Annotated in this window: 11 protein-coding genes; 4 read left to right on the top strand and 7 right to left on the bottom strand. The window is 71.1% G+C overall.

Annotated elements, in window-relative coordinates:
- Positions 1–65: 65 nt before the first annotated feature.
- A complete protein-coding gene (locus tag M3E84_RS11720) occupies positions 66–1,283 on the bottom strand; it encodes a hypothetical protein (protein WP_259896400.1) in 1,218 nt (405 codons plus the stop codon).
- Positions 1,284–1,334: 51 nt separating this feature from the next.
- Between M3E84_RS11720 and M3E84_RS11715 the strand changes: the two genes are divergently transcribed.
- The 3 genes from M3E84_RS11715 to M3E84_RS11705 all read left to right on the top strand — a co-directional run bounded on the left by M3E84_RS11715 (position 1,335) and on the right by M3E84_RS11705 (position 2,847).
- Positions 1,335–1,712, top strand: coding sequence for a glucuronate isomerase (locus tag M3E84_RS11715; protein WP_311200474.1), 378 nt, complete (start codon positions 1,335–1,337; stop codon positions 1,710–1,712).
- Positions 1,713–1,849: 137 nt separating this feature from the next.
- Positions 1,850–2,149 (top strand): hypothetical protein, encoded by a 300-nt coding sequence (locus tag M3E84_RS11710; RefSeq protein ID WP_259896399.1) that lies wholly within the window; start codon positions 1,850–1,852, stop codon positions 2,147–2,149.
- Positions 2,150–2,295: 146 nt separating this feature from the next.
- On the top strand, positions 2,296–2,847 hold the full coding sequence (locus tag M3E84_RS11705; protein WP_259896397.1) for a gluconokinase: 552 nt from the start codon (positions 2,296–2,298) through the stop codon (positions 2,845–2,847).
- Positions 2,848–2,910: 63 nt separating this feature from the next.
- On the opposite strand, the gene M3E84_RS11700 is transcribed toward M3E84_RS11705, so the two are convergent.
- The 6 genes from M3E84_RS11700 to M3E84_RS11675 all read right to left on the bottom strand — a co-directional run bounded on the left by M3E84_RS11700 (position 2,911) and on the right by M3E84_RS11675 (position 10,097).
- On the bottom strand, positions 2,911–6,606 hold the full coding sequence (locus M3E84_RS11700; RefSeq protein ID WP_259896395.1) for a DNA polymerase III subunit alpha: 3,696 nt from the start codon (positions 6,604–6,606) through the stop codon (positions 2,911–2,913).
- Between the two features lie 65 nt (positions 6,607–6,671).
- A complete protein-coding gene (locus M3E84_RS11695; protein ID WP_024290424.1) occupies positions 6,672–7,082 on the bottom strand; it encodes a hypothetical protein in 411 nt (136 codons plus the stop codon).
- Positions 7,083–7,227: 145 nt separating this feature from the next.
- Positions 7,228–7,503, bottom strand: coding sequence for a DinB family protein (locus tag M3E84_RS11690; RefSeq protein WP_259896393.1), 276 nt, complete (start codon positions 7,501–7,503; stop codon positions 7,228–7,230).
- 68 nt (positions 7,504–7,571) lie between these two features.
- Positions 7,572–8,381, bottom strand: coding sequence for an RNA methyltransferase (locus tag M3E84_RS11685; RefSeq protein WP_259896401.1), 810 nt, complete (start codon positions 8,379–8,381; stop codon positions 7,572–7,574).
- A 50-nt stretch (positions 8,382–8,431) separates the two neighbouring features.
- Positions 8,432–9,298, bottom strand: coding sequence for a sulfite exporter TauE/SafE family protein (locus M3E84_RS11680; RefSeq protein ID WP_259896391.1), 867 nt, complete (start codon positions 9,296–9,298; stop codon positions 8,432–8,434).
- Between the two features lie 13 nt (positions 9,299–9,311).
- Entirely contained in the window at positions 9,312–10,097 is a 786-nt protein-coding gene (locus tag M3E84_RS11675) for an ABC transporter ATP-binding protein (RefSeq protein ID WP_024290429.1), read from the bottom strand.
- Between the two features lie 95 nt (positions 10,098–10,192).
- Here M3E84_RS11675 and serB point away from each other — a divergent pair, with 95 nt between their 5' ends.
- A complete protein-coding gene (serB, locus tag M3E84_RS11670) occupies positions 10,193–11,128 on the top strand; it encodes a phosphoserine phosphatase SerB (protein ID WP_259896390.1) in 936 nt (311 codons plus the stop codon).
- Positions 11,129–11,130 lie beyond the last annotated feature (2 nt).

Genomic DNA, 11,130 nt, shown 5'->3' with positions numbered 1-11,130 from the left:
GCCCCGCCGCCGTGATGGCGACGGGCCCTGCTGCATGCTGCGGGAGCATCGAGCTCCAGCGCGGATCAGTGCCGCCGGTCCCGATCCTCCTGCCTCCGCCTGCGGCCCTCGCTGGTGCGCTGCGCCTTGGGGTCCGAGCGGTTCTCGGAATGCTTGTCCTCCCGGTCGGCCTGCTCGTCCTGATCCTGCTGGTCCTGCTGCTCATCCTCCTCGTCGCGGTACTCGTCGAGCTTCTCGCGCTGCTCTTGGCCGCGCTTGGAGTAGGTCGCGATGCGCACGGCCTCGGCGTCGTCGAAGTTGGAGCCCAGGGCGCCGGCGAGCATGCCCATGGACACGGACAGGGACGTGATGGCGATGTAGTCCCACGGCCCGGGCGCGTAGCCCAGATGCCCGGCCAGGAAGTCGACGTCGATCACGATCAGCGAGAGCAGCCCCAGGGCGGCGAACAGCACGGCGAAGAACGCGATGATGCTCAGCAGCACCGTCACGAACGTGGCGATGTTCTCCACGAGCGCTCGCCCCGAGCCGGTGGCCGCACGGTCTCGGAACCATAGCTTGTTGCTCGTGATCAGCCACAGGGTGAAGGTCACGATCATGATGGCCGCTATCAGCACATGCCGCACCGGGCTCAGTGCCACGGAGAGGCTCCAGATGCTGCCGAAGAACACGCCGAACCCACCCGAGGCCATACCTGCGGCGATGCCGCCGCCCAGCGCCGTGATCAGACGTCCCGGGCGGTTGGCGCGCACCATGCCCGAGACCTGGCGCAGCCGAGCCGTCGGGCCCGGGCGCACCAGGTAGTGCACGCCCTCCTCCAGCCCGGCTCGGGAGACCAGTCGGGAGAGCCGCAGCGCCTCGATGAGCTCATCGCCCTCGACCGGGCTGTGCGCGTCGCGGGCGCTCGTGGCCACCAGATCCACGATCAGCTCGAGGGCCGAGGACTTCAGCCCCACCGCGCCCAGCGACGGGAGGGAGACCATGGCCGAGCGGCCTGCCTTGTCGACCTCGGCGACGACCGGAACGCCGTCCAGGGCGCGCGGGAGATCGGTCGCATAGACCAGGTAGCGCCAGCCGTGGCGGTCCAGGATGTCCGGGGCGCGATCGCTGAAGGGCACGGTGCCGTCGTCGTTCAGGGGGAAGGTCACATCGCTGACCTCGGTCTCCCAGGGCGTGCCCGTCCTGCGGGTGAGCTGCTCGGCGATCCTGCCGGCGAGCGCGTCGATGACCTTCTGGGGCACGCCGGGGTCTGCGAGCAGTCCGAGAACCTGGGTTCGATAAGCCATCTGCTCATTCTTGCATCCTGACGCCGTGGGTCGCTCCGGAGGCGTTCGAGGATCAGCAAGTCACGGCAACCCGTTGTCGGGCCATCACCCGGCCGCGGTGGCTGGGGAGCATGTCATCAGAGTCGATCGCATCTCATCCGGACCGCCTGCACCATCGCGCGCAGCCTGCTGGCCGATGTCGAGCACCTGCCCATCGTGTCCCCGCACGGCCATGTGCCGCCGGCCATGATCGCCGACGACACCACGTTCCGGGACCCCGCGGACCTGTTCATCAGCCCGGACCGCTACCTGACGCGGCTGCAGCACGCCAACGGGGAGGACCTGGCGGATCTGCGCGTGGGCGGGCGCACCGAGACGGATCCCCGGGAGTCGTGGCGGATGGTCTGCCGGCACTGGAAGGACTTCGACGGCACCGCCACGGGCTACTGACTGCGCTCGTCGTTCGTCAACGTGTTCGGCATCGACGACTCGAAGATCGACGAGGCCGGCGAGGGGCTCAGCGGCTACGCCGGCTACCAGCGCGCCATGCAGAAACGCCGCCGCTACTTCATCGACCAGGGGGGGCGGTGTCCTCGGATCACGGCACCCACGATGCCCTCACGCTCAAGCTCGACGAGGCCGAGGCCGATCGCCTGCTGGCCAAGGGCCTGGCCGGGGAGTTCACCGCGGAGATCCTGCTGGACCTGGGCACCCGCAAGGACACCGGCATCCTGCCGACGGCAGCTCGCCAGGAGATGGAGGCCGCTCGCGGTGCCGCAGGCGCCTCGCCCGCCGCTGCCCCGTCGTCCGCCGACGGAGCCGACCATGCGGAGCACGACGGGATCCCGCCGAGCGCCCCGGACGGTCAGGGCTCCGGCTCGCGCTGAGCCGCCTGCGGCGCCGCCCCCGTGCAAACGGGGGAAAGTCCGCTGAGAACCGCCCACCGGGCCGTAGCCTGGCGGGCGGTCTGCCGCGGGAGGCGACGATGCCTCCGCCGAGCACCGAGGAGAGGAACTGGAGAGGAACTTCTGTGATGGTCGCCAACGAGCAAGCTGCCAGGCCCACCTCTGTGGTCGTCGTGATGGGGGTCTCCGGATCCGGCAAGACGACCATCGGCGCCCTGGTGGCCGATGCCAAGTCCGTGCCGTTCGTGGACGCCGATGATCTGCATCCGATCGACAACGTCAAGAAGATGGCCGCGGGCACTCCCCTGGATGACGAGGACCGCTGGCCCTGGCTCGACATCGTCGGCCGACGCCTGCAGGAGGCCGAGGACTCCGGTGAGGGCGTGGTCATGGCGTGCTCGGCGCTGCGCCGCGTCTACCGCGACCGCATCCGCACCACGGCCCCCAGCACGATCTTTCTGCACCTGCACGGCTCGCTGGAGGTCCTCACCGCCCGCATCGAAGGGCGCAGCGGGCACTTCATGCCCCCGGCGCTGCTGAACTCGCAGATGGAGACCCTCGAGGCGCTCACGGAGGACGAGACCGGCTACGTCCTGGACATCGGCCAGAGCGTCGAGCAGATGATCGACGAGGCCCTTCCCGCCCTGCAGTCGATCCGCGACGAGATGCCCCGCGGCTGAGCGGATCCGCCTCCGGGCGGCGTCTGCGGCGGCCGCTGGTGCGGTGCAGAGCTCGGAGCGTCGTCAGCCGACGCGGCGACGCGGACGGCCCGGCTCCGAGCCGCCTGCCTTCTCGCTGCGCTCCCGAGCGGCAGCCACCTGCTGCTCCAGGTCCGGTCGGGTCAGGGCCCAGGCCTGCAGCGCGGTGATGCTGATCCCCCGCGGGCCGGTGCGCCGGGTGGTCCCGCGCACCAGCAGCAGCCGCGTGCCGAAGAGCACCGGCCCGGACAATCGCTGCGCCTCGTCGAAGAACGCGCAGTCGGCCGTCCCGCTGCCGTCGTCCAGGCTGATGAACACCACGCGGTTCCCGCCGCGCATGGGCGGGGTCATGGTGGAGACCCGCACTCCGGCCACGAGCACCTCGGCCTGCGAGCGCAGCTCCAGCAGATCGCCCGCGGCGGTGGCGCCCAGTCGGCGCAGCAGCGGGGCGTAGCTGTCGACCAGGTGGGCGGAGACGTCCAGAGCCATGTGGTCGAGCTCGGCGCGCACGGTCTGCTCGGTGCTGGGGCTCGGCAGGCCCGGCACCAGGCCCCGCAGCTCCGGATCGCCCAGGGGCAGCTCGAGCTGCCCGGAGACCTCGCGGCGGACGGCGGACGGGCGGGCGTCGGCTCGGTGGCGCATGGCCTGGACCAGGTCCGCGCGGTTGGCCGTGCTGCCGGAGCTCTCGAGCAGCCCGTCCAGCGCGCCCACCGAGGCCAGGCGCTCGAGCGAGCGCCTGGTCGGCCGAGCCCTGGCGCGCAGGTCCCCGAGCGAGGCATAGGGCTGCCCGGCGACCAGGCGCGCGATCTCGGCCTCCGAGACGCCGCTGAGCTCGCGCAGGGACAGCCGGATGCCCAGCCGGCGGCGCCCCTGAGCGTCCAGGCCCTCCTCCGGGGCCAGCTCCTCCACGCGGTGGTGGTCATCGGAGCGGTTCACGTCCACGGGCAGCACGGGGATGCCCATGCGTCGGGCCTCCCCCACGAGCAGGCGCTTGGGGTACATGCCGGGGTCGTGCTCCCACACCCCGGCCAGGAAGGCCTCTGGATGATGGGCCTTCAGCCACGCGGATTCGTAGGTGGGCACGGCGAAGGCCGCGCCGTGGGCCTTGCAGAAGCCGAACGAGCCGAAGGCCGAGAGGATCTCCCAGACCTGATCGAGCACCGCGGGCTTCCAGTCCCCCTGCGCGCGGGCGGATTCGCGCACGAAGCGCTCCACGTCCGGTTCCTCGGGGCCGCCGAGCTTGCGGCGCAGCTCGTCGGCCCGGGCCAGCCCGCAGCCGGTCACGGTGTCGAGGATGCGCAGGATCTGCTCGTGGAAGACCGTCACGCCGTGGGTCTCGGCCAAGATCGGGTCCAGGCGCGGGTCGATCGAGGGCACCGTGGCGAAGCCGTGGCGCTGATCCAGGTACGGCCGCACCATGTTCGACTGCATGGGCCCGGGACGGAACAGGGAGATGTCCACGATCAGGTCGTCGAAGCTCTCCGGGGCCATCTTGCCGATCAGCTCCCGCTGACCTGGCGACTCGATCTGGAAGCAGCCCAGGGTGTGCGTGGAGCGGATCAGCTCGAAGGTCGCCGGGTCGTCCCGCGGCACCGCCTCCAGGTCGATGCGCGGCGGGACGACGGCGGCCTCATCCTCCTCATCGCGACGACGGGCGCGGATCAGCTCGAGGCGCTGGATCTCGTCGAGCGCGTAGGTCAGCGTGGACTGCATGCGCACCCCCAGGACGTCGAGCTTGAGCATGCCCATGGGGTCCATGTCGTGCTTGTCGAACTGGCTCATGGGCAGCCCCAGCCCGGAGGCCTGCACGGGGGTGCGCTCCAGCAGGGACTGATCGGAGAGGATCACCCCGCACGGGTGCATGGAGATGTGCCGCGGCAGCCGGTCCAGGCGCTCGGCGACGTCCACCAGCAGGTCCAGCTGCTTGTCCTGGGCGACCTGCTGGGCGAACTCGGCCAGCTCGGGCTTCTCCTCGAGGGCCTCCCGGAACGACGAGGCCGAGAAGCGCCACAGCTGCTTGGCGATCGTGTCCACCTGGGCCGGCTCCATGCCCAGGGCCAGGCCGGCGTCGCGGACGGCTCCGCGAGCGCGGTAGGCGTTCTGCATGCTCATCAGCGAGACCCGCTCGGCCCCGAAGCGCTCGAAGATGCGGTCGTAGACCTCGTGGCGGCGGGCGGACTCGACGTCGATGTCGATGTCCGGAAGGGTCGAGCGGTCCCGGGAGAGGAAGCGCTCGAAGATCAGCCCGTGCTCCAGCGGATCCGGCTGGGAGACGCCCAGCAGGTGGTTGACCAGCGAGGAGACGCCCGAGCCGCGGGCAGCCCGACGCACCCCCATCTGCCCGATCATGTCCGAGACCTCGGCGACGGTGAGGAAGTAGGACGCGAAGCCCAGGTGCTCGATGATCGCCAGCTCGTGCTCCAGGCGCTCCTGCACCCTCTGCCAGGCCGGTGAGCCGGGGGCGGCCTGCGGGTAGCAGCGGGCGACGGCGGCCTGGCAGCGCTGGCGCAGCTCCCGGGGTGCCGGGGAGCTCAGGCCCAGCACCGAGGCCTCCGGCACGACCGGTCTGCCCCAGCCGCAGTCGGCGGCGGCGTCCAGGCGGGTGAGGTCGGCGACCTCGGCGGTGCCGCCCAGCAGCGCCTTCACCCCTGCCGCGCCGAGGTCCGCGCTGCGGGCGGTGTCGCGGGCCAGGTCCTCCATCTGCGCGGCGGGCTTGAGCCAGGCCTGGCCGTTGGGCTGCAGGGACTCGCTGTCGGTCTCCCCCGCTGCCAGCTGGGCCAGCGGGGTCAGGGTGCGGGCGGCGTCCAGGACGTCGGCGGTGGCCGCGTCCTGCGGATCGAGATAGCGCACGGCATTGGAGAGCACGCAGCGCACTCCGGACTCGACGCCGATCCGCAGGGTCCGGGCGGCGTGGCCCGCGCTCCCCGGGGCGCCGGGCTCCGCCAGATGGTGCACGACCTCCAGGGCCAGCGCCTGTGGCGGCAGCAGCTGCTTCCAGCGGGCCAGGGCCTGCCGAGCGCTGCGATAGCGACGGGCCGCCAGCAGCCTGCCCACATCCGAATCCGGGCCCAGCAGCACGACCAGCCGAACGGGGGCTCCCGCCCTCGCCTCAGCGGCCGTGCCTGCTGCTCCTGACTTTGCGCTGTGCTGCGCGGACGAGGTGCCATCTGAGGAGCCGGTCCCGGGGTCTCCCAAGGCCCCCGGGACCGCCCGCCGACGCAGCTGCTGCCTGGTGATCCCAGGCAGGAACGAGGCGCTCGGCCCCGACCCGAGCCGCGAGCGCAGCCGCGCAGCGCCTGTCCGGGCGCCGCCGCCGGAGTCTCCCCGTGCACCCGCCCCGGCCACACCGTCACCGGCTGCACCGTCACCGCGCTCACCAGTCGCTGCTCCGCCGGTCTGCTCCGCCGCCTCCACCCGGTGCGCGTCCGAGATCAGCCGGCACAGCGCGGCATAGCCCTCCCCCGGCTCCACTCCGGCCCCGGCTCCGGCAGCGAGCACCACCACACGGTGGAAGCGCTCGCCGTCCGGGTCCCCCACCCGCAGATCGACGCCCAGGATGGGGTCAATGCCCGCAGCCCGGCAGGCACCCAGATGCTTGACCGCCCCGTAGAGGCCGTCGCGATCCGTGCACCCCAGGGCATCGGCGCCGTCGGCCGCGGCGGCGGCCACGAGGGCCTCCGGGCGGGCGACGCCGTAGTGCGCGCTGAAGGCCGTGCGCACATGCAGATGGGTGAAGGTCACCCCCGTATTCGAAACTATGTTCGAACCAGAGTCAACTCACCGCAGGCGGCTCGAGGGCGTCGGGTTCACGAGGCGGAGTCGAGGGCCCGCAGCTCGCCGATCCTGTCCTCGACCCCTGAGGGCCCCGCCGCCTGCTGAGCGAGGGCCTCCTGGCGCCGCAGGGGCAGATCGATCACCCCGCCTCCGGTCTCCGTGGTGGCCCGCAGCAGGCGCCAGCGCCCGGTCTCCATGGTGTGCACGAGCTCCAGGGTGATCAGTGCCGCGCGCGGGCTCAGCCGCACCTGCACGCGCCACATCTCCTGATCGACCACCTCCGTGTCCCGCGGGGCGCGATGCCCATCCACCCACCACGAGCGACGCCGATGCCAGCGCACCGGCTCCTCCGCGACGCTGTGCACCCGCCCCTCCCAGAGCACCCGCACAGGGGCCCCCGACCTCCCGCACTCGACCTCCACGCCCTGCGTCAGCAGCCCCATGATGTCCTCCGCTCTCCCGCGTCCCGCCTGTCCCGATCGTCGTCCGATCGATGCTTCGAAGCTAGAAGAGGTGTACGACAGCACAAGACGAATATGACGCTCATGGGAACACCAGTTCCCAGGGCGAGGATGGGGTGCTCGCGCCTCAGGCCTCCCGGTCGGCCGCATCATTGAGCTCGAAGGAGCCCCTCCCGTCCAGCGTCTCCCGGAGAAGGTCCGCGTGCCCCGCATGACGGGCGACCTCGGCCGCGATGTGAGCCAGGCACCACCGCACCTCCCAGTGCGTGACGTCCTCGGGGATCCAGGGCGAGGGCGGGACGGGCACGAGCGCATCCAGGTCGGCGGCCTCGTCCACGACGAGGCCTTCCAGGACGAGCTGATCGCAGCACTCGCCGAGCACACGGGAACGGAGCTGCGCCAAGGCTGAAGCGTCGCCGGTCCGCGGAGACGGCGGCCGGTCAGGATGCCGCAGTGCCGACCGGAGGCGGCTCAGGCCGGCCGCGTCTCCCAGAAAGCCACCGCAGACGCCGCGGCCACGTTCAGCGAGTCCACCCCGTGGGACATGGGGATCCGCACCGTGAGATCGGCGTGGTGGATGGCAGGCGGCGTGAGCCCGTGGCCCTCGGTGCCCAGCAGCAGGGCGAGCCTCTCCCCCGATTCCCGCACACGGGTGCCGAGCTCGTCCAGGGACAGGGAGTCATCCTCCAGCGCCATGGCGGCGGTGAGGAAACCGGCGTCCTTGACCTGCTGCAGATCCGCCGTCCAGTGCTCCAGTCGCACCCACGGGACCTGGAAGACGGTGCCCATGGACACCCGGATCGCCCGGCGGTAGAGCGGGTCGGCGCAGCGCGGGGTCACGAGCACGGCATCGACCTGCAGGGCCGCCGCCGAGCGGAAGATCGCCCCCAGGTTGGTGTGATCGACCACGTCCTCCACGATCGCCACGCGCTGCGACGAGGCCAGCACCGAGGCCAGCGGCAGCGGCTCCGGGCGCTGCATGGCCGCCAGCGCCCCGCGGTGCAGGTGGAACCCGGTGACGCCCTCGAGCACCTCGTCCTCCCCCACATAGAGAGGGACCTCGGGGTGGGCGTCGAGCACGTCGGCCAGATCGAGCACCCACTTGCGGGACATGAAGAACGACCGCGGCCGATGCCCGGCCGCAAGCGCCCGACGCAGCACCTTGGAGGACTCCGCCAGGTACATCCCGCGCTCGGGCTCGAGCTTGCGGCGCAGCGAGACGTCGGTCAGCGAGGTGTAGTCCGCCACCCGAGGATCGGCCGGATCACTCAGGACCGTCAGCTGCGGGAACCGCGCGCCGAGCTCGTCGAAGGACGGGGGGATCTGCTGGCTCACAGCACCTGCCTCACCATGTTGGCCAGGGCGGCCAGCCCCAGGACGACGATCACCGTGCGCAGAGCCACCGGAGAGAGCCGGCGGCCCACCTTGGCGCCCAGCCACGAGCCGACCGACGACGAGATCGCGATCAGCACCACGACCCACCAGTCGATGCGCTCGAAGGAGAAGAGGATGTAGGACACGGCGGCCACGATGTTCACCGCGGCCACCAGGAAGATCTTCACGGCATTGGCCGACTGCATGGACGCCAGCAGGAACACGCCCAGGATCCCCAGCAGCAGCACGCCCTGCGCGGCCACGAAGTAGCCGCCGTAGATGCCGGCGATGAACACGAGCACGTAGAGGATCGACGGCTGCGGCAGGGAGTCCGGATCCAGCTGTGCCGGCTCCTCGCCATGGGCCCGGGCGGCGTCAGCGATCTCCTGAGCCTGAGCCTCCTTCCGCTGCCGCACGATCCCCTGCAGCTTGGGCTGGAAGACCACGAAGAACAGCGCGACGACGATCAGCACCGGCGCCACATAGGAGAAGACCTCCTCGGGCAGCACCATGAGCAGCCCTGCGCCGATCGCACCGCCGGCGATGGAGCACGGCAGCAGCTTCAGCAGAGTGCCGCGCAGCCCGCGCAGCTCGGCGCGGTAGTTCCAGGCCCCGGTGAGATTGCCCGCGATCAGGCCCATGGCATTGGACATGGTGGCCGTCACCGGCGGCACGCCCATGGTGACCAGCACGGGGAAGGTCACCAGCGTGCCGGAGCCCACGATCGTGTTGATCAGACCGGCCCACACCCCGGCCACGAGGATCAGCCCCGCCTGCCACCAGGTGAACTCGAAGGACTCGAGCAGCCCGGAGATCCACTCCATCGAGAGGACCGGATCAGTCGCGGCGGAACGCGGCGAAGCGATCGCCCACGCGCACGAGCTTCAGCGGCATGCCGAAGGTCTCCGAGAGATTCGACTGCGTCATGACCTCGCCCACCGGACCGGCGGCGACCACGCGGCCCTCACTGAGCAGCAGGGCATGCGTGAAGTTCGGGGGCACCTCCTCGAGGTGATGGGTCACCATCACCACGGCAGGGGCCAGCTCGGAGGCGGCCAGCTCGTCGAGCCGCGTCACGAGGTCCTCGCGCCCGGCCACGTCCAGCCCGGAGGCGGGCTCGTCGAGCAGCAGGATCTCGGGATCGGTCATCAGGGCGCGGGCGATCAGCACGCGCTTCTTCTCGCCGGAGGACAGCGAGCCGAACTTCCGATCGGCCAGTCCCTGCAGGTTCCAGTCCGACAGCAGCTGCGCGGCGCGCTGCGTGTCGGCCTCGTCGTAGCGCTCGCGCCACCGCCCGGCCACGCCGTAGGCGGCCGTGAGCACGACGTCGGCGACGGTCTCCCCGCCGGGAATCTGATCCGCCAGGTGCGAAGATGTCAGGCCGATCCGCGGACGCAGCTCGAACACGTCCACCCGGCCCAGGGTCTCGTCCAGGATCTCGACGGTGCCGCGGGTGGGGTGCTGACGTGCCGAGGCCAGGGAGAGCAGAGTGGACTTGCCGGCGCCGTTGGGCCCCAGGACCACCCAGCGCTCGCTGTCCTGCACGGACCAGCTCACCTGATCCAGCAGGTTCTTCCCGCTGCGGACGAGATCGACATCGGTCATCGACAGGGCTGCGCTCATGATGGCCACTCTAACCCCGCTGGCATGCCTGCCGAGTGCGAACCGCTCGGTCATCGATGCCGGATGACAAGCCCACTGCCGCTACACTCGCCGCCATGACCGAGCAACTCGCCCTGATCGCCCTGGCACGGACACCGCATCCGGAGACCGTCGGGCAGATCATGGAGACCATCGAGGAGGCCGGGGGCGACATCGAGTCCCCCGGCCGCGTCCGCGTAACGCCCAGCGCCTCCGGCGGCGGCTCGGCGGATGGAGACCTCAACGGCTACAACGCCGCCTACGCGCAGTTCACGGGCCTGACCCTGGACGAGGCTCGCCGGATCGTGCGACCAGATCCCCTCTCCTCCCTGTGGGACGACGTCGACGTCAGCGTCGTCCCCGCCTCGATCCTGGATCCCGAGCGCCGCAAGCTGCTCGTCATGGACATGGACTCCACCTTCATCCAGCAGGAGGTCATCGACCTGCTGGCCGCCAAGGCAGGAGTGCAGGACCACGTCGCTGAGATCACCGAGCGCGCCATGCGCGGGGAGCTCGACTTCGCCGCGTCGCTGCGCGAGCGCGTCGCCCTGCTGGAGGGCCTGCCCGACTCCGTGATCGGCGAGGTCGCCCAGGAGCTGCGCCCCACGGTCGGCGCCGCGGTCCTGGTCGAGACCTTCCACCGCGCCGAGTGCACCGTGGGCATCGTCTCCGGCGGCTTCCGCCAGGTGCTCGAGCCGCTGATGGCCAAGCACGAGATCGATCACTACCTGGCCAATGAGCTGGAGGTCGTGGACGGTCGCCTGACCGGACGCATCCTGGGCCCCATCGTGGACGCCTCGGTGAAGGCTTCGATGCTGCGCGCCTGGGCCGAGTCGGACGGAGTCGCTGCCGATCAGACCATCGCCGTGGGCGACGGCGCGAACGACATCCAGCTGCTGGACGCCGCCGCGGTGGGCATCGCGTTCAACGCCAAGCCCGTGCTGCGCGAGGTCGCCGACGCCCAGATCAACATCCCCAACCTGGATGCGGTGCGCTTCTTCGCCGACCTCTGAGG

Source organism: Kocuria sp. p3-SID1428 (assembly GCF_025149945.1).
Classification (GTDB): Bacteria; Actinomycetota; Actinomycetes; order Actinomycetales; family Micrococcaceae; genus Kocuria.
The sequence above is the reverse complement of the archived record's forward strand: the minus strand, read 5'-3'. Positions and strand labels throughout refer to the sequence as shown.

What these genes read in the sequence shown, in the direction of transcription:
- M3E84_RS11705 (WP_259896397.1), top strand. Translation starts at nt 2,296, where the DNA reads ATGGTCGCCAACGAGCAAGCTGCCAGGCCCACCTCTGTGGTCGTCGTG.
- M3E84_RS11695 (WP_024290424.1), bottom strand. Translation starts at nt 7,082, where the DNA reads ATGGGGCTGCTGACGCAGGGCGTGGAGGTCGAGTGCGGGAGGTCGGGG.
- M3E84_RS11720 (WP_259896400.1), bottom strand. Translation starts at nt 1,283, where the DNA reads ATGGCTTATCGAACCCAGGTTCTCGGACTGCTCGCAGACCCCGGCGTG.
- M3E84_RS11675 (WP_024290429.1), bottom strand. Translation starts at nt 10,097, where the DNA reads ATGAGCGCAGCCCTGTCGATGACCGATGTCGATCTCGTCCGCAGCGGG.
- serB (WP_259896390.1), top strand. Translation starts at nt 10,193, where the DNA reads ATGACCGAGCAACTCGCCCTGATCGCCCTGGCACGGACACCGCATCCG.
- M3E84_RS11680 (WP_259896391.1), bottom strand. Translation starts at nt 9,298, where the DNA reads ATGGAGTGGATCTCCGGGCTGCTCGAGTCCTTCGAGTTCACCTGGTGG.